Origin of the sequence: Legionella saoudiensis, from assembly GCF_001465875.1 — a bacterium.
GTDB lineage: Bacteria > Pseudomonadota > Gammaproteobacteria > Legionellales > Legionellaceae > Legionella > Legionella saoudiensis.
Window position 1 is genome coordinate 624,716 of sequence record NZ_LN901324.1, and the last position, 22,002, is coordinate 646,717.

Genomic DNA, 22,002 nt, shown 5'->3' on the forward strand with positions numbered 1-22,002 from the left:
TGTGAAAATTAGTGTTAATCGTTTCCAAATTTATATGTTTACTGCTACTCTTACACTATAAAAATCAGACCATTGTCAGTGACAATTATTAAGGAGGATCAATGAATCAGAAGTCGAATTTAAGTGGTCGAGATGTCTATGTAGTTGATGGCAATCGGACCCCATATCTTAAAGCTAAGGGAATAGGTCCTTTTTCAGGATCTGATTTAGCGGTTGCAGCTGGTATGACTTTATTAAATCGACAACCATTTTCTCCAACTGAATTAGACCAAGTAATTATTGGTAGCGCCATGCCTGGTCCTGATGAGGCAAACATAGCTCGAGTTGTTGCTTTAAGATTAGGTTGCGGTGATCAAGTTCCTGCGTTTACGGTAATGAGAAACTGTGCCTCTGGCATGCAGGCGCTTGATAATGCTGCAATAGAAATTGCTAGCGGCCGTAGCGACTTAATTTTGGCAGGCGGTACGGAGGCAATGAGCCATGCTCCTTTATTATTCAATCAAAAAATGGTTTCCTGGTTAGCCAACTGGTATGGTGCTAAAAGCATTGGTCAGAAGCTAGGGGTAGTTACTCAATTTAGACCCTCCTATTTAGCTCCAGTGATTGCTTTGTTGCGTGGACTGACTGACCCGATTGTTGGTCTAAACATGGGGCAAACTGCTGAAAAGGTTGCTTACCGATTTAACATTACTCGTGAACAAATGGATGAGTTTTCGTTACGAAGCCATTTGAAATTAGCTGAAGCTTACAGTGAACATCGCATGACGGAAGTAACGCCTATTATTGACAGTAAAGGGCGAGTATATGCTCAAGATGATGGCATGCGACCTGATTCTACTTTAGAGAAATTAGCAAAATTAAAGCCTTTCTTTGATAAAAAATATGGCATGGTTACCGCGGGCAATAGTTCTCAGGTAACTGATGGGGCGTGTTTATTATTGTTAGCCAGCGCTGATGCAGTTAAAAAATATCGCTTAAATGTAATTGGTCGCATTGTGGATTCACAATGGGCAGCACTTGACCCCGCGAAAATGGGATTAGGACCAGTACATGCCGCAACGCCAATCATGCAACGCCATAATTTAAAGGCCAACGATTTCGATTGTTGGGAAATCAACGAAGCCTTTGCTGCTCAAGTTTTAGGTTGTTTAGCAGCTTGGGATGATGATGAATATTGTAAAACACAATTAGGTTTAGATAAGGCTTTTGGTGCTCCATCGATGGATAAATTAAACCGTGAAGGGGGCGCCATCGCGGCTGGACATCCTGTAGGTTCTAGTGGTGCCCGTATTGTACTTCATGTATTGAAATCATTAGAACAAAGAAATGAGTCGCGCGGAATGGCCTCTATTTGTATCGGTGGAGGACAAGGCGGGGCTATGTATCTGGAACGTGTGACTGAGGTGAAAGGACATGAATAATTATAAAAACTGGGACCTAAAACGAGACAGCGATAACATTCTGTGGCTTGGACTAAATAGACACGACGCTAGTGTAAATAGCATGAATGAAGAAGTTTTAGATGAATTAAATAGTCAGCTTCAAGAAATTGCTCAAGATAAAACTGCCATTGGTTTAATTATTTATTCAGCAAAAGAAAAGGGATTCATTGCTGGAGCCGATGTTTCTTTATTTTCTAAATTTGAAACCCCAGCTCAAGCCGTTGATTTCTTACGTAAAGGTCATGCCGTCTATGCCAGATTACAGGCACTCTCTATTCCTACTGTAGCCATGATTGATGGTTTTTGTATGGGGGGCGGATACGAATTAGCCTTGGCTTGTACTTATCGTATTGCTTCTGATGAAAAGGATACGCGTATTGGTTTACCTGAAGTAATGTTAGGTATTCATCCTGGTTGGGGTGGTACGGTGCGCTTGCCACAGCTTATCGGCGGTTTTAATGCATTAACTCAAACTATTTTAACCGGTAGTACAGTGGCAGCATCAAGAGCTAAAGCACTAGGTATGGTTGATGATGTAGTACCCGTTCGTCAATTAAAGCGTGCTGCTGTTTATTTTATTAAAAATAAGCCCCCACGTCATAAGCCATCATTTTTGCAAGGGTTAACTAATGCTGCTTGGGTTCGTAAGCCTCTTGCTGCATTAATGCGTAAAAATGTTGCTAAGCGGGTGCGTAAAGAACATTATCCAGCACCTTATGCCATTATTGATCTATGGGAAAAAGAAGGGGGCATGGGCGATCGTGCGTACCAGAAAGAAATTGAATCCGTGGAGCAATTGATCACTCAGGGTACTACCTCAAGAAATTTAATTCGTGCTTTTGGTTTAAGAGAGCGATTGAAAGCTTTTGCCAAAGACAGTAATTTTAAAGCGCGGCATGTGCATGTCATTGGTGCCGGAGTTATGGGAGGAGATATTGCGGCTTGGTGTGCTTTGCGCGGTCTTCATGTAACTTTGCAAGATCAATCTTATGAGCGGATTGCACCAGCAATTGGTAGAGCTTATTCTTTATACAAGAAAAAATTGCGTAAACCACGTTTAATTCAAGCGGCTATGGATAATCTTATCCCTGACCCTGAAGGACGAGGTATGGCGAAAGCAGATGTGATTATTGAAGCTGTCTTTGAAAATTTGAATGTGAAACAAGAGATTTTCAAAAAAGTAGAACTACTTGCTAAAAAAGATGCAATTATTGCTACGAACACGTCCAGTATTCCTTTAGATGAGATCAGTGTTGTGATGACTGATCCAACCCGTTTAGTTGGTATCCACTTCTTTAATCCAGTGGCTAAGATGGATTTAGTGGAAATTGTTAGCGGTGCATCAACAGCTAAGCAAGTGGCGCAAGCTGCCTGTGCTTTTGTCAATCAAATCGCTAAATTGCCTTTGCCAGTTAAATCCAGTCCCGGCTTCTTAATTAACCGAGTTTTAATGCCATATCTGATGGAATGCGTGCAGCTCTTAGAAGAGGGCTACAGTGGGGAGACCATAGATGAAGCTGCCTTGGAATTTGGAATGTTTATGGGGCCTGTTGAGTTAGCAGACACCGTAGGTATGGATGTTTGCTTGGCAGTAGCTGAAAACTTAACGGCACACTATGGCGGTACCGTACCACAAAAATTACGTGACATGGTTAAAGCAGGCAAACTTGGCCGTAAAACAGGTGAAGGTTTTTATCAATATAAAAATGGTAAGCCTGTGAAAAGTCGTCCAGCAGAAGTTGCTAAAGATCAACATATAGCCGATCGATTAATTTTAAGAATGGTTAATGAATCCGCAGCATGCTTACGTGAGGGGGTAGTAGCCGACTCAGATTTGCTTGATGCAGGTATGATTTTTGCAACAGGCTTCGCACCATTCCGTGGTGGTCCCATGAATTATGCTAAAGACTTTGGAACCAATAATTTAGAAAGTCTCTTTAAAACCCTGGAAACAAAATACGGTGAGCGTTTTAAAGTAGACGAAAGTTTGTAATATCTCTTCAGCGTATCCTGTATCATGCTAATACGGGATACGTTATTCCAGTGAACAATACTTTAGCGCAAAATAACTAATAAAAAGCACAATAAAGCTTCCTACGATGTCTGTAATATAATGCCAACCTAATAAAACACAAGATGCAATGAGCATTAAATTAATAATCGCCAGCACAATACACGCTATGGGCCATTCTCTCAGTAAATTAACACATAAAATTGCCCAAATAGCATGAAAGGATGGGAAAGCTATTAATCCACCTTCATTTGTAGTTGGGACAATATGATGATGAAGCTCGGTAAATTTCAGCCCTGTAGCAATTTGACTTGATTCAAATAACGCATGGTTGAATATACTGGCAGGTGCCGCGGTAGGGAAAAAATAATAAAACCCAAAGCCAATAAGCACGGTGAACAATAATAAAAAATAATATTCGCGCATCAAATGAACGCGGCAAGAAAATAACACAAATAAAGGGATTATGCTCATTTGATAAGATAAACTGTCATAAATTGCGCTGAGTAAAGTTCTGAACAGAGGATGTTCATTAGTCCATCCCACGATAGCAGGCGTATTAATTCCCATGAAGGATTCTAGCTTTACAATATGCCGATCAATCAAAGGAAACGGTGTAAGTTGAATAGCAATCGTTGCTACCGCAATAATTACCATAACTACAAAAAAATAGATTAACTCATTACCAATTTGACAGGCCTTGCTTTCTTTGGCAAAACATAAATGTAATCCCATGCTAAGCAGAATTAAGAAGATACCAAAAGGTATCACGTTATCCGGAAAATAATTATTTCCCGGAAACTGATAAATAGAATAATTGATAAAAAAAGCTATAAACGAAAAAAAAAGAATAAATCCGGCAAGTGAACTAATACATCGAGAAGATACTTGTCGCATTTCTAGGAGTTATTCAGTCGTTTCTAACAGCTGTTTTTGTTTAATTGCATGGAAAATTTCTTCTCGGTGCACGTTAACTGAACGAGGAGCTTCAACACCAAATTTAATATTCCCATGTTCTTGGGTTTTAAATGCCAAAATCTTAACAATTGTATCATTAATACTAATCATTAAGGGTTCTTCAAAGTGAAGAGAAACAATATCCATTAAAAACCTCATCATTTATGTCCAAGCTCGTTGTAAATCAACGATATCGAATAGAAAGTTAACCTAATTTGTAGATGCTTGTCACTATATATTTAAATGAAATGATAAAAAAAATTAGGTTGTGCTCTTCCCAGCAAAGGAATGTATAAAATTGTGCATGATCATTGTCATGAACGATTAAAAGCGTTACAATTGGCAGCTTTTTTAAAACCTTGCCTTACTGTCTATGTCATGCAGAAGGCTATTAATCCATAAGGAGAAATCATGAGACATTACGAAATTATGTTTCTTGTGCACCCGGATCAAAGCGAGCAAGTACCAGCAATGGTTGAGCGCTATGAAGGGATCATCACTAAACATGAAGGTAAAATTCACCGTAAAGAAGACTTAGGTCGTCGTCAATTAGCATACCCAATTAACGATGTGCATAAAGCTCACTACATTCTGATGAATATCGAATGCTCACTTGAAGCACTAGAAGAAATTAAAAATGCATTCAAATACAATGATGCAATTTTAAGAAACTTAATTACTCTTCAAAAACAAGCGATTACTACTGAGTCTGTTTTAATGAAGAAAGAAAAAGAAGTTAGAACTGCTTAAGGGGAGTCATTAGATATGTCAGCTTATTTCCGTAGAAAAAAAATGTGTCGTTTCAGCGCTGAAGGCGGCAACGAAATCGATTATAAAGATATCAATTTATTAAAGAACTATATATCTGAAACTGGTAAAATTGTACCAAGCCGTATTACTGGTACTCAAACCCGTTTTCAAAGACAATTAGCTAAAGCAATTAAGCACGCCAGATTTATTGGTTTATTACCTTACTGCGATAGCCACGGATAGTGAATGATGCGTATGGGCGACTTTATAATAAAGCAGTGTAAGGCTTTACTTGAAAATAAGCAGCAGGCAATAATGTATGCTGCTTTACTTTCAATTGTACCTTTTGCTACTTGGTTATCAGTTGCTCTAGTAAGCTTGGTAACATTAAGAAAAGGGGCTCGCTCGGGCTTCGATGTTTTGTTACCAGCATTGGTAATTCATTCTGTTCCATTAATGATGTTAATACCAATATCCGGCGCATTAATTAATACACTAATTGCCTATTTGCCTTGTTATTTTGCAGCGATTACATTGCGCAATACTCAAAAATGGCAAGCGGTTTTTGGCGTATTTTTAATTCAAGCAGTTTTAGGATGCTTGCTTATTCAATTACTCGCACCTGACTTTATTGTAATACAGTTTAATCAGCTTAAAGCGTTACTGATGCAATACCAGGAGTTAGTTGAAACCGGTATGGACAGCATAAGCTCGTTGAGTTTGGCGCAATTATTTTTCGGCATTCAGTTATTAAGTGCTATTGTTTCCTCAGTAGTTTCTTTAATGTGTGCTCGCTCAATTCAAGCCAAATTATTTTTACCCGGTGGGTTTAAAAATGAGATTTTAATGTTCCGTAGCGGCAGACTTTCATTGTTAATACTCTTATGTGTATCTTTGGGTACTTACCATGAAATTCCTTTAGCAATTAATATCCTACCAATTGTGCTGAGTTATTTCTTAGCTTCTGGATTTGGTTTGGCTTATTTTATTTTGGCCCGTAAAAGTCAAGTTAAGGTATTTCTATTATTATTGCTAATAATATTATTGAAGCCTACTTTTGCGTTATTTGCCTACATTGTTTTTGGTTCACTAGATAGTATATTTAATTTTAGATCGTATCTCCCTGAGCGGGTAAACGAGTCAATTTGAGGGTTATTAAGATGGAAGTTATCTTATTAGAAAAAGTGAGAAATTTAGGTAACCTAGGTGATAAAGTTCACGTAAAATCTGGTTATGGTCGTAACTACTTAATTCCACAAAATAAAGCCGTATTTGCTACAGCTACAAACATTGAGATGTTTGAGCAACGCCGTGCGGAGCTTGAGAAAAAAGCGCAACAATCTTTATCTGCTGCTGAACAGCGTGCCGCTAAGTTAAATGATGTTAATTTAACTATTAGTGCAATGGCTAGTGATGAAGGTAAGCTCTATGGTTCTGTTGGTGTAAATGAAATCAAAGATGCTTTAGTGGCAAAAGATATTGAAGTAAGCAAGCGCGAAATCGTTATGCCAGAAGGTCCTTTACACTCAATTGGTAACTTCGTTGTTGAAGTTCATGTTCACAGTGACGTTATTGCTAATCTACAAGTTGAAATTATTCCAGCAAAATAAGCTGGTTTCATAGATTTTGTAGGCTGGGCTGCAAAGCCCAGCAAATACACAAAACATTGCTCTAGAAATTAGTCTTTTTCAATTCTATTGTTTAACCCAATAAATTGTCATCCCACTTTAAATAAACCTAAAACAGAACCTAGCGAGCCTAAGTTTTCTTGTTTTCGATAAGTTTCTCTATAAGAAAATATGACATGTTTGGATTGTTAGCTATTTATTCTTCCAGCGTTTAGCATGTCTCAGTTTTCTTGGTGCTTAAGATAATCATGATATGTTCTTGAAGCTCTAAACATCGTTTAATTATTGCAGCCTGTACAATAAAGTTATGCTCCCCTTATCTTCCCCACATACCTAGTGCTTTGTATCTTATGGGGGATGGGGCTTCAATCCTGTTTTTAAAGGAAATATATTTTGTAAACTGACAACAAAGCAAAAATGCTATTTAATACAGCCCAAATATATGCTGGATAACGGCCTCTATAACCACTGTAATAAGAGTAGATTGCAATAAAGCTGCTTCCGGTACCAAATATCCATTGCTGGTCATAGGCAAAACCAATTGAAAGCAGGGCAATGCCGCAAATACCAAGTAGTAAAAAGAGACTACTTTCCTTAGCCAAAAACAAATAAAAGATTAAAAGTTGCACACATAATAAAACTGGCAGAGCAAGTTGAGTGTATCTGCCACTGCCAAAGACAATAGCTAAATGCCCAGCAATAAGAATAAGCTCCAGAGCAACATAATAAAATAGTTTATAATGAATCGCCGTGCCAAGTAGAGCAATGGCACCAAATATATAATAGGGCTGTGGGGGCCACTGCGTTGTGCCATACAGAACAATCAGTGCCCCGAAAATACCTAGGAACAAATATTTATTTTCATAAATATTAGCCATGGATCACCATTTTAGGTAAATACCTTTATTAACTGACTCTTGAATGATTGCATTTTGTGATTTATTAAAGGCAACCCAGTAATTACCCATGTTGCTTAAAGCAAAGCGCACGCGTGGGTATTGGCATATATCTAAAACAGTGTGGCAATCGACAAGCACTGTTGCTTCACCTTCGTGCTTATAACACTTAAAGTTCAAATTCTTAACATCTGATGCAAAAGCACCCCAGTTCATAGGGTCAAAGGTTGCATGTAATGGAGGGCTCATAAATGCTTCCTCAGAAGCTTGATGTTCCATTTCAATGGTTGTATTTGAATGATTCTGGATTAAATAGTAAGCCTGTTTCCCAGTTTCATTTAATACCAAAAAATTCTGATTATAACCAAAACCAGTAACCTCACATCCTCTAGGAAATGAGCCTACAGCATGAGCGCTGCTCATTAAAAGGCTAGACAAAATAATGGACGTACTAATACAGCTGAACCGTGACATAATTACCTCTATAAGCAAATTTGGCTGCTATTTTAATCATAAAAAAATCAAAGTCTATGGAAAATAAAAAATATAACCAAGATATACTAAGTTGACTTGGCCTGGTTGCTTGTAACTAACTTTTCTACATCTCTACTAATTCAATCTACTCTAATTTACATCTCGCGGCCGGCCGAGGGATCCAGTAATCTGCACCAGATACTGTACCCTAAGCGTAGAAGGAGATGTGAGCAAGAGACAACTGCTTGCAATCAGACCACGTTGGTCAAGCTAAATCCTTACTTGCTGCAATTTTAGCTTTTATCATTGGGTAGTAAGTTCGATAAAAACTCAAATATAAGTACATCGCAACATAAGCCATGGATAGAGTAAGCCAGACATTATTCGTGTTTGGATAATTAATCAGTAAGCAAATTGAACTGATACCATAAATAATCGAGCAACAATGCATCAAGATTTTTAATACCTTAGAATCAGTTAGATAATCTAGCCTTGAAGGATAAACATACTTTACGGGTACAAAAATCAGAATTGAAAGTATGGTCAATATAATGGCATTAGCTGTAGCCGAAGTATTAAAAAGAAACATATAGAAAATCGTAATATTCCAATAACAAGGGAACCCTTTAAAGAAATGATCCGGAGTTTTGGCGTCAGATTGGCAAAACTGATAAGAGGACGTAATTGTCACAGCTGCAATTATGAGCACGGATAAATTGGACGGCAACATGTCAGGCTTAACTAATAAGAAAAAACAAGGTGTAATTACGTAATTTACGTAGTCAACAATATTATCCAGTAAGGCGCCATCAATTTTGGGTAGTACATTTTTAATATCAACCTGACGCGCAAGACTTCCATCAACAGCATCAATGAATACCGTAACCGCCATGAGCCATAATGCAAAAATGTATTGGTGATGATATATTTTTTCTAGAGTAAAAACGCCAATGCAAGCAGCACTTGCAGTAAATATATGCACCGACCAAGCCGCTAGATATTGCATTGGTGGGAACTGTGGTTTGCTTAAGCTCATTAATTATCCTAGTGTTAATGAATGTTAATTTAAGTAGGGGCTATTTCAGCTCCTACTGCCCATGGCCAAACAACAAACAGCCACTATTAACATCATGATTTATTACTTTTGATTTTTGTGCAAAATTCATAGAATACAAAAATAGTATCAATAATCAAAAGTAGTGCGCAAGAAAAGTTGTTAACTTTAACAAAATATAAAATTTCATAGGGTGATTTGATGAAAATTCAAACTATAAATCCAGCAACTGGAAAAGTTATCCAAACTTATGAGTGCTTAAATGAATCAATGAGCTATGAACGAATTGCGGCAGGAGACCAGGCTTTTCGTAAATGGCGGCTAACCGCTTTTGCTGAACGAAAAAAATTAATGTTGAAATTAGCGCAAATGCTTAAAGAACAAAAAGAAGAGCTAGCTATTTTAATGGCCACAGAAATGGGAAAGCCAATTACTGCGGGTCAAGCCGAAATTGATAAATGTGCTTGGGTATGCGAGCACTACGCAGAACATGCAGAAACTTATTTAGCTCCGCGCATAGTGCAAACCGAAATGAAAAAAGCCAAAGTATGCCATATGCCCCTGGGAGTTGTGTTTGCTATCATGCCGTGGAATTTCCCATTTTGGCAAGTATTTCGCTTTGCTGCTCCTACTATTATGGCTGGAAATGCCGCCATTTTAAAACATGCGCCTATTTCATCTGGGACTGGGAATAAAATCGAGCAGTTATTTAAAGACGCCGGTTTTCCTGAACACTTATTTCAGCATCTTATTGTTGATAATGAGGTAGCCGCACAGGTTATTGCCCACCCTAAGGTTGTGGCTGTAACGCTTACGGGAAGCGAGCGCGCAGGTAAGGCGGTTGCTTCACAGGCGGGGAAGTATTTAAAAAAGGCGGTATTGGAGCTTGGGGGAAGTGATCCTTATGTGGTGCTTGAAGATGCTGATTTGGATTTAGCCGCACGCTGTATTGTGAATTCACGCCTTAATAACTCAGGCCAAGTTTGTATTGCTGCCAAACGTATTATTGCTTTAAGTGCCATTGAAAAAAAACTTACAGAAAAGATTAGCCAGCAAATAAAATTATTTAAAATGGGTGATCCTTTGGACGCGGAAACCAAGCTTGGACCTCTCGCACGTGCTGACTTGCGTGATACAGTGCATAAACAAGTAGAAAAATCGCTTAAACAGGGTGCTAAATTATTGTGTGGTGGTATAATTCCCGAGGGTCAAGGATTTTATTATCCGCCAACGCTACTTACAAATGTAGCGCCGGGCATGCCAGCTTTTGATGAAGAGCTATTTGGGCCAGTTATTTCTGTTATTTCAACAAATAGCGAACAGGAAGCCATAGCTTATGCAAATCAAAGCCAATATGGTTTGGGCGCCGCAGTATTTACGCGTGATTTGGAAAAGGGAGAGCGTATTGCCACGCACGAAATAGATGTTGGTGTCTGTTTTGTCAATGCGATGGTTGCCTCCGATCCACGATTGCCTTTTGGTGGAATAAAACATTCAGGTTATGGGCGCGAATTGTCAAAAGAGGGCATCTTAGAATTTGTGAATACCAAAACTGTAGGAATTTGTGATTCGGAATAATTAAAATAATAGTTGCTGTAAATTAGGGGTGATTACATCGCCCCTAAAAGCAAAACTGACGGGGTAAGCAATGTCATATAAATTTGAAGAAGGTAAAGGGGTATTAATAGAGGCTATCGTTGATAGAATTAAAAATTCTATGACAGGTGAACAAGCTGAATTTTGTGCCGAATTTGCCAAGCAATTATATGGAACTGTCGCCATGGAAGACCTGAGCGCATGGGAACTAGATGATCTTTATGGCGCTGTAGCAAATTTTTGGTCACTTCTTAATGAACGTAAACCTCATGAGACCAAGATTCGCATTTATAATCCAGACTTTGAACGTCATGGTTGGCAAACAACACATACAGTAATCGAAGTTGTTTGTGATGACATGCCTTTTCTAGTTGATTCAATCCGCTTAGTTATTCATCGAATGGGCTTAGCATCTCATCTGACTATTCACATGGGCGGTATTCGTGTGAAGCGCGATCAAAATAATCATATTTCTGCTATCTTACCGCGTGATAATACAAGTGAAGAAAAAGACGTAATTCATGAAGCCCCTATATTCCTAGAAATTGATCGACAAACTGACCCTGTTGTACTCCAAGAATTACACGATCGCTGCTTGCATGCCCTTGAAGATAACCGAGTTGTTTTCGAAGACTGGGAGAAGATGCGCTCTGAAGTGCGTGAAGCGATTACCGAAATAGATAAGGTTTCAGCAGTACTTGATGCAGGTGAGGTGGCTGAAACAAAGGCATTCTTACAGTGGATAGAGGACCACCATTTTACCTTCCTGGGTATAAGAGACTATGAGTTAGTACAAAAGAGCAATGAAACTTTATTACAAGCAATTCCTGAAACTGGCCTTGGCTTGCTACGAGAAAGCGTGACTAAGTCAATGACCCGTAGCATTTCTGCGATGGCTCCGGAGGCACGTGAATTTACTTTATCGCCTCGCATTTTAGTAATGTCTAAAACCAATACCTTAGCTAGTGTTCATCGCGATGCGTACACTGATTACATTGGCATTAAACGTTTTGATGCTCAAGGTAATGTGATTGGTGAGCGCCGTATTATTGGTCTTTATACTTCAGCCGCATACCATACGAATCCTACTCAAATTCCTTTCTTGCGCCGTAAGGTGGCAGTGATTATGGAAAATTCTCAGTTGAAGCCACGTAGTCATGCAGCCAAAGTATTATTGAATATCCTGGAGACATTACCACGGGATGACTTAATTCAAGGGACAGAAGAAGAGCTTCTAGAAATAGCAATGGGTATATTTTACATGCAAGACAGAAAGCGTATTCGCTTGTTTGCACGTATGGACGTATATCGCCGCTTTGTTTCGTGCTTGGTTTATGTGCCCAAAGAGCGTGTAAATACTGAATTAAGAATGGCAATGAAGCGCATTCTGGAAACCAGTTTTAATGCTGTGGAAACTAATTATACGACTTTGTTTACTGAGTCAGTGCTTGCTCGAATTCATTTTATTATCAAAATTGATCCTGAAAACTGTCCTGATTATGATTTCAAAGAAATTGAAATGAAGCTGATTGAGGCAGGACGCTCATGGACTGATGACCTACAATATAATTTGTATGAAGCCTATGGTGAAGAACAAGCAAATAGCTTATTTGCCCGCTACCGTAGTGCGTTTCCTGCTGCTTATTGTGAAAACTTTACGGCACGAACAGCAGTTTATGATATTAAACACATCGAAATGCTGACCCCAGAAAATCCTTTAGGAATTAATTTCTATCGCGCATTAGATGAATCAGAAAATAACTTTAGATTAAAAGTGTATCATCATGACGCAACTATTCCTTTATCAGATGTGTTGCCTATCTTGGAAAATCTTGGTTTACGTGCAATTACTGAGCGGCCATATGCATTAAAATTTGATGATGGTAAAGTAACTTGGGTTAATGACTTTGCTATTCAATATAATAAAGATGGTAGTGGGATTGAGCTGGATGACATTAAAGAGTTATTCCAAAATGCTTTTGCCAAAGTATGGTTTAGTAAGGCAGAAAATGATGGTTTTAACCAATTAGTATTAGCTGCTGGTCTTGATTGGCGTGAAGTTGCTATTTTGCGTACTTATGCGAAGTACTTTAAACAAATGGGCTTTACTTTTAGCCAGGAATATATGGAAAGGGCGTTAAATAATAACGTCAACATTGCTAAAAAACTGGTGAGATTATTTGAGATACGTTGTAATCCAGCTGAAGATAATACGCTTCGTGAACATCATTTTAATGAATTGTCCGAAGAAATTTTAGTTGATTTGGATTCAGTATCGAACCTTGATGAAGATAAAATTATCAGACAATATATCCATGCGATTGCGGCCACTCTTCGCACCAACTTCTATCAAGTGGATAAACAAGGTAAGCCAAAAGATTATATTTCCATTAAATTAAACAGTAAAATAATACCTGGTTTACCAAAACCATACCCAATGTTTGAGATCTTTGTTTATTCTCCACGTCTTGAAGGGGTCCATTTACGTTGCGGAAAAGTGGCTCGCGGAGGATTACGCTGGTCAGATCGACGTGAAGATTTCCGTACGGAGATTCTTGGTTTGATGAAGGCACAGCAAGTGAAGAACTCAGTTATTGTTCCTTCTGGTGCTAAAGGCGGTTTCGTACCTAAAAACCTACCTATCAGTGGCAGTCGCGAAGACATCATGGCTGAAGGTATTGCCTGCTATCAAATCTTTATTCGTGGTTTGTTAGATGTCACTGACAACTATGTTGATGGCAACGTAGTTAAGCCAGATCATGTAGTATGCCATGACGAAGATGACCCTTATTTAGTAGTTGCAGCGGACAAAGGTACTGCAACATTCTCAGATTTAGCTAATGCGATTTCTTTAGAATATGGTTTCTGGCTAGGTGATGCATTTGCATCAGGTGGCTCTGTGGGTTATGACCATAAGAAAATGGGGATTACTGCTAAAGGCGCTTGGGAGTCCGTAAAACGCCATTTCTATGAACTAGATATGGATATTCAAAATAATGATTTTACCGTAGTTGGTATTGGTGACATGGCGGGAGATGTGTTTGGTAATGGAATGCTGTTATCAAAGCATATCAAACTCATTGGCGCCTTTAACCACATTCATATTTTTGTGGATCCCGACCCTAACGCAGAACTTAGTTTTAAAGAGCGAGAGCGTTTATTTAATTTACCTCGTTCTAATTGGACTGATTATGATAAAAAGCTCATCTCCAAAGGTGGTGGTGTGTTTAATCGTAATGCCAAATCAATTCCAGTAAGTAAAGAAATGCAAGAAGTTTTCGGCATTAAACAAACTGAAATTGAACCCAATGATTTAATTAAAACGATTCTAAAAGCGAAAGTTGATTTACTTTGGAGTGGTGGTATTGGAACTTATGTGAAAGCAAGTTCTGAATCTAATCTAAGTGTAGGGGATCGTGCTAACGATGCGACTCGGGTCAATGCGAAACAACTGCGTTGCAAGGTAATTGGTGAAGGCGGTAATTTAGGTTTAACCCAATTAGCACGTATGGAATACTCATTAGGTGGTGGGCTAGTTTATACCGACTTTATTGATAACTCAGGTGGTGTAAATTGTTCTGACAAAGAAGTAAATATTAAGATCTTACTAAATGGTATTGTCGCCGTGGGTGATTTAACGCCGAAGCAAAGAAACGAATTGCTTAGCGAAATGACTGATGACGTAGCTAAATTAGTACTTCGTGATAACTTCTTACAAACACGAGCGATTAGCTTATCCGCATCACAAGCGATGCAGGCATTGGAATTACAGGGGCGATATATTAAAGAGTTAGAGCGAACTGGTAAAATAGATCGTAATCTCGAGTTCTTACCTGACGATAAAGCATTGCAAGAACGTAAATTGATGGGGCAAGGCCTTGGACGTCCAGGAATTGCTGTATTGATGTGCTATAGCAAATCCATTTTAAAAGAGCAAATACTGGCTTCGGGAGTCCCTGAAGAAAGCTACATGGAGCAGTTCTTAATTAACTCGTTCCCCAAACAGTTGCAAGAACGGTTTAGCAAGCAAATGCAAGATCATCCACTGAAAAGGGAAATTATTGCAACTAAATTAAGTAATATCATAGTAAATGAAATGGGCTTTACCTACGTTTACAGATTACAAGATGAAACGGGTGCTCCTGTTTCTGCGATTGTTAGAGCGTATATGATTACGCGTACTGTGCTTAATTTAGAATCAATTTGGAAGCAAATTGAGGACCTTGGTACTCAGATCAGTGCAAAACGCCAAATTGAAATGATGATGTTTTATGTTCGACTTTCAAGACGTATTACTCGTTGGTTCTTGCGAACTCAGCGCAAAACAATGGATATCAGTGAGGTTGTGAAATTATATTCGCAAGGAATGAATGAATTGAAGATGTCTATTCCTTCCATTCTTAATGAAGAGCGGAGAGTACGATATGAGCAACACCATCAAGAGTTAATTCAAGAAGGTATTCCAGCGAGTTTAGCTCATGAACTTACTGTGGCTCGTGGACTGTTTTCTGCGACTGATATTATTGAAATTGCCAGTAAGCGTGATATGAAAATATCGCAAGTTGCTGAAGTTTACTTTGGTATTGGTGAGTTCCTGGATCTTGCTTGGATAAGAAAACAAATCATTATGCACCCAACTGACAATCACTGGGAGTCACTATCTAGAGAAGCATTACGCGATGACTTAGATTGGCAACAACGTCAGTTAACGGATGGGTTACTTAACTATGATGGTGCAAGCTCCGATTTACAAGAGCGTTTGACAGCTTGGGGAGATGCTCATAGGGCATTGATTGAGCGTTGGCACTTTATTTTATCGGACTTAAAAGCAAGTACAGTGTTGAACTATACTATGTTTTTCGTTGCGATAAGAGAACTGTTGGATTTAACGCAGACGACGTTGCAGTCTTATTCCGAAGTAGAAATGGCATAATAAAATTAATAAAAAATGCTGTCATGGCGAACACAGCGAAGCAACCCAGTACTGAGTCTTAACGAAGCATCGTTCTGGGTTGCTTCGCCATGGCTCGTAATGACGAAATTTACATATCTCGTGAACGCTTACTAAAAAGCCCGTTTGAAACGGGCTTTTTTATAAGTGAAAACCTAATTATAAACAATCAGGTTTTTCTTATTGAAAGGGTGCTGGCTCTAACGAGACTGCCTTTTTATGGCCCTCAAACAGTACCAAGAGCTCAATCCCTTTAAGCAAGCTCACCGCAACTAAATAATGCCCTGATCCTAGTATGGAATAATCAACTAATTCACCAAATTCTGAACCATTAGCTTCATGCACTAACTTCTGTCCAGAATAAATCTTATCGTCAGTAACGAGCGAGTAAATGCGTAATTGATGTTTTAAAGTCGATTTATAATGCATTCGAGCAATAATTTCTTGTCCTTTATAACAGCCTTTATTAAAGCTTAGGTAGGGCGTTTGATGCAAATCCAGGCGATGAGGTAAAAATAAGCCACGTGATTCTGGATAAATTTCCAGCTGTTGCTGCGCCAATCTTAAACTGTGCCAAGTTAAGGAGCCTAGTAGTTGCTGTTGCTCTGCAAAACGTTGCGTAACTGCGCTAGCAAAGGTTGATTCACCAATAAAAATGTAAAAACCTTTACCTAAATGAAAACAACAATAATCTGCACCATAGGTTAATGCATAAAGATTACTAGGGAAAAAATTAGAATCAGGCACCATATCCTGAGGGTTTTGTAAATAAAATCCAAGAACAACAAGCTCATTATTTTCTCTAAGGCTTACTCGTGAAAGCATTGCTGTTTTGTTTAAGGAATTAATCGTAGCTTCCAATAAGTCTTTAGGAAGCATTAGTTTTACTCCTTTCCAACTTAAAACGTCCATTAGGGCAAGAATACGACCTTTGAGATTACATTGAGCCCCTTGAATCATTTGTATGTCAGAAATTGAATTAACATCACACGTGAGCTGACCTTGAAGAAACTCGCAAGCTTTGGTGCCAGTAACATCAAGAATACCTAAGTATGATAGATCAAATAAATAATTTTTTCCCGGTTGGAGTGGTAACTCGGTTTCAATAGGAGAAATAGTGGTTAAGACTCTATTATTAATTAAGTGATTAAAAATTTTGTTCATCATGGATAAGCGTTTCCGATTTCAAAGCCAGTAGTGTATCATTTGCGGGTTCATTAAATCATTAAGAGATTTATAATGTTGGATGCACGTGAAAAAGCAAGATTAGCATGGCACTGTCGTCGTGGAATGCTAGAGCTGGATTTAATACTGCAACGCTTTTTAGAGCAAGGTCTTGATAAATTGTCAAAAGATGAAATTAGGGCTTTTGATTCCCTATTAAGCTGTACTGATCCTGAACTCTATGCATGGTTAATGGGACAAATGGATCCTGAGGATAATGAGTTAAAAGCAATTGTCACACTTATCCGAAATCAACATTAAACTTGGGGCATCGGAGATTTATTTCCGTTTGCTCTTGGTAGTCACTTTATTAACTGCAGGTTTAATTTTTTATTCCGGGCTTTATTTAGCTATAAAACTTATTTTGTTGGGTTTCCTTTTGAAGGCGCTTCGAGTAGATTGGCTAAATAAAAAGACCAGAAATGGCATTAAAGAAATTCAGTTTAGAACTAACAAATGGATTTTGGTTCTCAGTAATAATCAAAGCCAAGAGTACCAACACGCCCAAGTACTTGTGCATAATGTTTTATTCCAATTAATTCAATTTACCCATATAAAGCAGAAAAAGTATGTGGTTCTTTTTATTGATCAAATTTCAGAAAATCAATTAAGGCAATTACATTTGAGGCTTCTTTAGCCAGCAATGACTTTTTATTGATCAATTGGTGCTCTTTTATGATACAATAAACCCATTTTTATACCTAAAGAGAAGAACTATGGGAATTGAATCAAAACCAGATAAGACAGCTGCACATAAAGGGCTTGATAATATGTCTTATACAACATTAGATCAGATCTACCCAAAAAGTATCCCGATTCAAGTCGGTTCCTATAAAGCTTATATTGGTGGTGTTTCTGGTTGCTGGACTGCGTTTAAAGATTCGTCCTCCTATCGGATTAATGACTCCGAGCTTTTTGCTTTTTTCAGAAAAACCGATTCGAATCATGATAAAGATTCAACTTGGAAAATTCACTTAAGTATTCATCCTAATGACCTTAACAGAGCATGGGACTTAGTTTATCCCATTCTTATGGAACATGGGGTTCCATGCTTTAAAACGACACGTAATACCGTATCTCAAGTTATGTATACGGCAATGAGTAAGGCTGATACAAACTCTGGCTCTTTAACTCTTGCAGAAAAGGAGCAAGCTTTGCGTGATATCATTCGGGTAGCGAATGGAATGCAAATTACTATTTATATCCCTGAAGGAAAAGAGCGGGAGTACAATAATATTTTAGATCAAATAGAACCAATACTATACCAAGCGGGTATTCGTCCCGGAGTTATTGATAAAAGTGACAGGGCCTTGGGGATTTATAGTTCAGTACGTAATGAAGGAGTCAAATATACCTCCCACGACAAAGTATCTGGTTATAAAGCTGCTGAACTAAAGGATCCATTCCATGCTCTTAGAGTGGAGTGGAATGAGGTCAAAATAAGCTGGGGTGGCCTGGATTATGCTCGGCATGTGCACAAAGCAAAAGGACTGGTTTGGCAAATGGTTGACGCAGAAAAGAAATATAAAAGCGGAATGCAAACTAAGGAAGAGTTTTTACAGATTTATGATGTTGCTATGGAGTACTTTAAACGCTGGCATACGCTACTCAAAAAGGCGGCACCGGAAGATTTGGCAAAATTAGCTGCTCGAGATCTCGCTGAATTCCAGGAGTTAAAGAAATGGATTAATCAAGGATATGACTTTTTACCCTCAATAAAAAAACATAATGCGAAAAAGGTTAAAGAGGCAGAAGATGTTTTAGAGAAATCTCCGCGCGTCAATACGCTATCAATAAAACCTGTGCATTTGCTAAAAAGAGCTAAGGCAAAATTGGATTTAAATGAAGGTATTATTGTTAAGCCGCAAGTGACTTCAGTTGTTCCAACAGAAGCACCATTAGTTAAAAAAGAGTCTTCTGCTAAAGTTCTTCAAGAGTTAAAGGCTTTTAGAAAAGAATCATTTAAAGATCCTGTTTTAGACCGCCAATTAGAGGAGATAATTAATCAGTCTACGGTATCTAATTCCAGTAAATCATTGAAGCGAGTATTTTGGGGTATGTTTGATGGGCTTTTAATAGGAGCTGTTCTCGGAGCATTGTTAAGCCTTGCTTGTCCTCCTTGGGCTTTAGTGCTTTGCCTAAGCTTAAGTTTAGGAGGGATGACGGTAGGTGGAGTGGTTGGCAATTATAGCGAACCGAGTCAGAATGCTGAAAAACAATCCTTAACTCAGAATAAACAGGTTATGGCTAAAGAAGAGCAAGCAACTGCTCCTCATAAATCCTCAAAGAGTTTAGGCTTTTTTGATAATAATGATGCGGGAGATGACTACGAGCATTCAACTGGTTCTCAGCCAATAAATACAGCATTAGTTGTATAGAAGCGTGTCATTCTGAGCATCGCGAAGGATTTCCTAAATGGGGTATGGACATGATATGCTCCCCATTCAGAGCTCCTTCGCCGTAAACTTTAATAAGTGCCAGTCGTTGCTCACAATCAGGCTGAAAAAATATTACAAACGAATGAGCGGCCAATGTGTAAGCTTTAAAAAATCAATTAATAATCCTTCCAATTACAAATCGGCACATAATTCCTCTAAATGATATATACTAAACCATAACGGACAAATTAAAATCCAATTTCGCACAATGGAATGAAAGAAAGAGGGTGTAATGAATCGCAATGTTTCTTATAGTGACGAAGAACTCGTAAACTTAGCTCGACAAGGTAATAAGGAAGCATATAACCTGCTATTTACGCGTTATCATAATAAAGTACAGCAAATTATTTATTTTCACCTTAATGATCAATCACATGTCAATGACATAGCCCAAGAAGTATTAATTAAGGTTTTTCGTTATTTACGTTACTTCAAAGAACAAAGCCAATTTTCCACTTGGCTTTATCGTATAACGAAAAATACCATTAAAAATCATTACCGCTCAGCAAGCATTCGTACTGATTTGGAAACGGTATTTGAAGAAAATCAAACTCATTCCATGACCCATCAATCACCAGAATATGCATTAATAATTATTGAATTTAGTGAGCAATTAGAGTTAGCTATATCCATGCTGTCCGAAGAGTTACGAGCATGTTATGGAATGCATATTTTTGACGGTCAAACCTATGAGGATATTGCCAAAAAGATGGATTGTCCCATAGGAACGGTCCGTTCCCGCATATTTAGAGCCAGAAAATTATTAATGGCATCAATTGAAAATTTTGTTTAATGGCGCGAATGATCTAAAATAAGCCAAGCCAAATTACGACATAGAGGGTATCATTATGCCAGACATGTTTAAACAACGTTTAAATTATTGTGACACTCAAATTGATAAGCTCTTTCAAGGATTGATTTTAAATGAAGAAGCTACTATCCAGCTACAAGCAATTAAACGTCATTACCATAGCATGTATTTTAATGCGGGTAAAAGTGGTGAGCGTGTTATTGAAATGTATGAGCTTTTTGTTACCACTCTTCAACAAGTCAGAAATAATAAAATTACACTAAAAGAAGGTATAGACCGTATCGAGCAAAAGGCTGCAGCAAGAGAAAATGCAATTTTTTGGAATAATGGTTTTAATGGATTATCGCTAGCGTTTTTATTTCTTTTAGCAACAGCAACATATTTATCCCTCTATGTGATGATTGCTTCGTGTTTTCCCCTGCAACCGATTATTGGTTTTGCAGTTTTTGTTTTAGCGACAGAATTATTCGTTAAAAAGATGAATGAGGTGCTTAATGGATTTTTTGAGTTTGAAACTTATGCTCCGATTAAAGACGAATGCATACGGGAAGTAAGTGTTATGTCATTTTTTAAATCAGCTCCTGTAGAAACACCTTCATTGAATAGGGAGCTTAGTTTAGTTGAGAACTCTTTATAGCTTAAGTACGCTTTTTTGAAAACATTTTTCAATTCTGGCCCAGATATACTAAATAAATCATCTGCTATTAAAAAAACATATGTTAACATAGCTGCATTTACCTGAATCCTATAAGAGCTATGCTGGAAAGTGATCGCTTAATCAGTACCCAAAGTGTTGCTTCGGAAGAGGCTATTGATCGCGCTATTAGACCGTTAAGTCTTCGTGAATACATTGGCCAAGAGGCAGTGAGTTCACAAATGCAAATTTTTATTGATGCGGCGAAGAAGCGCCGAGACGCACTTGATCATGTGCTAATTTTTGGCCCCCCAGGACTTGGTAAAACAACTCTGGCTAACATTATAGCTCACGAAATGGGCGTAAATCTTCGTCAAACCTCCGGCCCCGTTATTGAGCGGGCGGGGGATATCGCAGCAATACTAACGAACCTACAGGAAAATGATGTATTGTTTATCGATGAAATTCATCGTTTAAGTCCAGTAATTGAAGAAATCCTTTATCCGGCAATGGAGGATTACAAACTGGATATTATGATTGGTGAAGGGCCTGCCGCGCGTTCAATTAAACTGGAGTTACCTCCTTTTACCTTGGTTGGGGCAACCACCCGAGCAGGTTTACTTACCTCACCATTACGCGATCGCTTTGGAATTGTTCAACGATTGGAATATTATTCTGTTGACTCTTTATCCCAGATTGTGGCACGTTCCGCTCAATTATTAAATGTTAGAACCGAGTTTGAGGGGGCACGAGAAATTGCAATGCGCTCAAGAGGAACTCCTCGGATTGCTAATCGTTTACTACGACGAGTCCGTGATTATGCGGAGGTGAAAGGTGGAGGGGTAATAAGTTTAGATATTGCTCAAAGAGCATTAGAAATGCTTGATGTCGACAAATATGGATTTGATCTAATGGACAGAAAACTTCTAATGTCCGTTATCGATCAATTTAATGGTGGCCCCGTTGGGGTGGATAGTATTGCTGCAGCTATTGGTGAAGAAAAAGGCACAATCGAGGATGTTTTAGAGCCATTTTTAATACAACAAGGATTCCTTATGCGCACACCACGAGGTAGAATAGCAACGCCTCGGGCCTATCAGCATTTTGGTTTAAGTAGCACTGTACAGGAATAATCC

Annotated in this window: 20 protein-coding genes; 14 read left to right on the forward strand and 6 right to left on the reverse strand. The window is 38.4% G+C overall.

The window, feature by feature from the left end:
• Nucleotides 1-101: 101 nt before the first annotated feature.
• Both BN3124_RS11715 and BN3124_RS11720 read left to right on the forward strand, forming a co-directional pair.
• Complete coding sequence (locus tag BN3124_RS11715) at nucleotides 102-1,421, forward strand: acetyl-CoA C-acetyltransferase (RefSeq protein WP_058534977.1); 1,320 nt, start codon at nucleotides 102-104, stop codon at nucleotides 1,419-1,421.
• On the forward strand, nucleotides 1,414-3,435 hold the full coding sequence (locus BN3124_RS11720; RefSeq protein WP_058534978.1) for a 3-hydroxyacyl-CoA dehydrogenase NAD-binding domain-containing protein: 2,022 nt from the start codon (nucleotides 1,414-1,416) through the stop codon (nucleotides 3,433-3,435). Before BN3124_RS11715 ends, BN3124_RS11720 begins: the two co-directional genes overlap by 8 nt.
• A 42-nt stretch (nucleotides 3,436-3,477) precedes the next feature.
• Here BN3124_RS11720 and BN3124_RS11725 read toward each other — a convergent pair whose 3' ends face one another.
• Both BN3124_RS11725 and BN3124_RS11730 read right to left on the reverse strand, forming a co-directional pair.
• Nucleotides 3,478-4,350: a phosphatase PAP2 family protein gene (locus tag BN3124_RS11725; RefSeq protein WP_058534979.1), complete on the reverse strand. Its 873-nt coding sequence runs from the start codon at nucleotides 4,348-4,350 to the stop codon at nucleotides 3,478-3,480.
• A gap of 9 nt (nucleotides 4,351-4,359) precedes the next feature.
• Nucleotides 4,360-4,557: a carbon storage regulator gene (locus BN3124_RS11730; protein WP_058534980.1), complete on the reverse strand. Its 198-nt coding sequence runs from the start codon at nucleotides 4,555-4,557 to the stop codon at nucleotides 4,360-4,362.
• Nucleotides 4,558-4,821: 264 nt separating this feature from the next.
• Between BN3124_RS11730 and rpsF the strand changes: the two genes are divergently transcribed.
• Genes rpsF through rplI form a run of 4 tightly spaced genes read left to right on the forward strand, consistent with a single transcriptional unit; the run spans nucleotide 4,822 to nucleotide 6,770 of the window.
• On the forward strand, nucleotides 4,822-5,160 hold the full coding sequence (gene rpsF / locus BN3124_RS11735; RefSeq protein ID WP_058534981.1) for a 30S ribosomal protein S6: 339 nt from the start codon (nucleotides 4,822-4,824) through the stop codon (nucleotides 5,158-5,160).
• Between the two features lie 15 nt (nucleotides 5,161-5,175).
• Nucleotides 5,176-5,403, forward strand: a complete 228-nt coding sequence (rpsR, locus tag BN3124_RS11740; protein WP_006871756.1) for a 30S ribosomal protein S18 — start codon at nucleotides 5,176-5,178, stop codon at nucleotides 5,401-5,403.
• Between the two features lie 3 nt (nucleotides 5,404-5,406).
• Entirely contained in the window at nucleotides 5,407-6,309 is a 903-nt protein-coding gene (locus BN3124_RS11745) for a hypothetical protein (protein ID WP_149865258.1), read from the forward strand.
• Between the two features lie 11 nt (nucleotides 6,310-6,320).
• Nucleotides 6,321-6,770, forward strand: coding sequence for a 50S ribosomal protein L9 (rplI, locus tag BN3124_RS11750; protein ID WP_058534982.1), 450 nt, complete (start codon nucleotides 6,321-6,323; stop codon nucleotides 6,768-6,770).
• Between the two features lie 395 nt (nucleotides 6,771-7,165).
• Here rplI and BN3124_RS11755 read toward each other — a convergent pair whose 3' ends face one another.
• The 3 genes from BN3124_RS11755 to pcsA form a co-directional block, all read right to left on the reverse strand.
• Complete coding sequence (locus BN3124_RS11755) at nucleotides 7,166-7,666, reverse strand: hypothetical protein (protein ID WP_058534983.1); 501 nt, start codon at nucleotides 7,664-7,666, stop codon at nucleotides 7,166-7,168.
• Between the two features lie 3 nt (nucleotides 7,667-7,669).
• On the reverse strand, nucleotides 7,670-8,158 hold the full coding sequence (locus BN3124_RS11760) for a hypothetical protein (protein ID WP_058534984.1): 489 nt from the start codon (nucleotides 8,156-8,158) through the stop codon (nucleotides 7,670-7,672).
• Nucleotides 8,159-8,423: 265 nt separating this feature from the next.
• Nucleotides 8,424-9,194, reverse strand: a complete 771-nt coding sequence (gene pcsA / locus BN3124_RS11765) for a phosphatidylcholine synthase (RefSeq protein WP_058534985.1) — start codon at nucleotides 9,192-9,194, stop codon at nucleotides 8,424-8,426.
• A gap of 219 nt (nucleotides 9,195-9,413) precedes the next feature.
• Between pcsA and BN3124_RS11770 the strand changes: the two genes are divergently transcribed.
• Entirely contained in the window at nucleotides 9,414-10,790 is a 1,377-nt protein-coding gene (locus tag BN3124_RS11770; protein ID WP_058534986.1) for an NAD-dependent succinate-semialdehyde dehydrogenase, read from the forward strand.
• Nucleotides 10,791-10,860: 70 nt separating this feature from the next.
• Complete coding sequence (locus BN3124_RS11775) at nucleotides 10,861-15,741, forward strand: NAD-glutamate dehydrogenase (RefSeq protein ID WP_058534987.1); 4,881 nt, start codon at nucleotides 10,861-10,863, stop codon at nucleotides 15,739-15,741.
• A 198-nt stretch (nucleotides 15,742-15,939) separates the two neighbouring features.
• Here BN3124_RS11775 and ygfZ read toward each other — a convergent pair whose 3' ends face one another.
• Nucleotides 15,940-16,923, reverse strand: coding sequence for a CAF17-like 4Fe-4S cluster assembly/insertion protein YgfZ (ygfZ, locus tag BN3124_RS11780; protein WP_058535888.1), 984 nt, complete (start codon nucleotides 16,921-16,923; stop codon nucleotides 15,940-15,942).
• A gap of 78 nt (nucleotides 16,924-17,001) precedes the next feature.
• Here ygfZ and BN3124_RS11785 point away from each other — a divergent pair, with 78 nt between their 5' ends.
• From BN3124_RS11785 to ruvB, 6 genes are all read left to right on the forward strand, one after another.
• Nucleotides 17,002-17,244 carry an FAD assembly factor SdhE gene (locus BN3124_RS11785; RefSeq protein ID WP_196398939.1) on the forward strand — a complete coding sequence of 81 codons (243 nt, stop codon included), beginning with the start codon at nucleotides 17,002-17,004 and terminating at the stop codon, nucleotides 17,242-17,244.
• On the forward strand, nucleotides 17,216-17,620 hold the full coding sequence (locus BN3124_RS11790) for a hypothetical protein (RefSeq protein WP_058534989.1): 405 nt from the start codon (nucleotides 17,216-17,218) through the stop codon (nucleotides 17,618-17,620). Before BN3124_RS11785 ends, BN3124_RS11790 begins: the two co-directional genes overlap by 29 nt.
• A 79-nt stretch (nucleotides 17,621-17,699) precedes the next feature.
• Entirely contained in the window at nucleotides 17,700-19,361 is a 1,662-nt protein-coding gene (locus BN3124_RS11795; RefSeq protein WP_058534990.1) for a hypothetical protein, read from the forward strand.
• A gap of 292 nt (nucleotides 19,362-19,653) precedes the next feature.
• Nucleotides 19,654-20,214 carry a sigma-70 family RNA polymerase sigma factor gene (locus tag BN3124_RS11800; protein WP_058534991.1) on the forward strand — a complete coding sequence of 187 codons (561 nt, stop codon included), beginning with the start codon at nucleotides 19,654-19,656 and terminating at the stop codon, nucleotides 20,212-20,214.
• Nucleotides 20,215-20,269: 55 nt separating this feature from the next.
• The gene (locus BN3124_RS11805; RefSeq protein WP_058534992.1) at nucleotides 20,270-20,869 is read left to right on the forward strand and encodes a DUF5638 domain-containing protein; all 600 of its coding nucleotides are present in this window, start codon (nucleotides 20,270-20,272) and stop codon (nucleotides 20,867-20,869) included.
• Nucleotides 20,870-20,988: 119 nt separating this feature from the next.
• A complete protein-coding gene (gene ruvB / locus BN3124_RS11810) occupies nucleotides 20,989-21,999 on the forward strand; it encodes a Holliday junction branch migration DNA helicase RuvB (protein ID WP_058534993.1) in 1,011 nt (336 codons plus the stop codon).
• Nucleotides 22,000-22,002: the final 3 nt, after the last annotated feature.

Coding starts and splice junctions, on each gene's coding strand:
- BN3124_RS11715 (WP_058534977.1), top strand. CDS start 102: ATGAATCAGAAGTCGAATTTAAGTGGTCGAGATGTCTATGTAGTTGAT.
- BN3124_RS11720 (WP_058534978.1), top strand. CDS start 1,414: ATGAATAATTATAAAAACTGGGACCTAAAACGAGACAGCGATAACATT.
- BN3124_RS11725 (WP_058534979.1), bottom strand. CDS start 4,350: ATGCGACAAGTATCTTCTCGATGTATTAGTTCACTTGCCGGATTTATT.
- BN3124_RS11730 (WP_058534980.1), bottom strand. CDS start 4,557: ATGGATATTGTTTCTCTTCACTTTGAAGAACCCTTAATGATTAGTATT.
- rpsF (WP_058534981.1), top strand. CDS start 4,822: ATGAGACATTACGAAATTATGTTTCTTGTGCACCCGGATCAAAGCGAG.
- rpsR (WP_006871756.1), top strand. CDS start 5,176: ATGTCAGCTTATTTCCGTAGAAAAAAAATGTGTCGTTTCAGCGCTGAA.
- BN3124_RS11745 (WP_149865258.1), top strand. CDS start 5,407: ATGATGCGTATGGGCGACTTTATAATAAAGCAGTGTAAGGCTTTACTT.
- rplI (WP_058534982.1), top strand. CDS start 6,321: ATGGAAGTTATCTTATTAGAAAAAGTGAGAAATTTAGGTAACCTAGGT.
- BN3124_RS11755 (WP_058534983.1), bottom strand. CDS start 7,666: ATGGCTAATATTTATGAAAATAAATATTTGTTCCTAGGTATTTTCGGG.
- BN3124_RS11760 (WP_058534984.1), bottom strand. CDS start 8,158: ATGTCACGGTTCAGCTGTATTAGTACGTCCATTATTTTGTCTAGCCTT.
- pcsA (WP_058534985.1), bottom strand. CDS start 9,194: ATGAGCTTAAGCAAACCACAGTTCCCACCAATGCAATATCTAGCGGCT.
- BN3124_RS11770 (WP_058534986.1), top strand. CDS start 9,414: ATGAAAATTCAAACTATAAATCCAGCAACTGGAAAAGTTATCCAAACT.
- BN3124_RS11775 (WP_058534987.1), top strand. CDS start 10,861: ATGTCATATAAATTTGAAGAAGGTAAAGGGGTATTAATAGAGGCTATC.
- ygfZ (WP_058535888.1), bottom strand. CDS start 16,923: ATGAACAAAATTTTTAATCACTTAATTAATAATAGAGTCTTAACCACT.
- BN3124_RS11795 (WP_058534990.1), top strand. CDS start 17,700: ATGGGAATTGAATCAAAACCAGATAAGACAGCTGCACATAAAGGGCTT.
- BN3124_RS11800 (WP_058534991.1), top strand. CDS start 19,654: ATGAATCGCAATGTTTCTTATAGTGACGAAGAACTCGTAAACTTAGCT.
- BN3124_RS11805 (WP_058534992.1), top strand. CDS start 20,270: ATGCCAGACATGTTTAAACAACGTTTAAATTATTGTGACACTCAAATT.
- ruvB (WP_058534993.1), top strand. CDS start 20,989: ATGCTGGAAAGTGATCGCTTAATCAGTACCCAAAGTGTTGCTTCGGAA.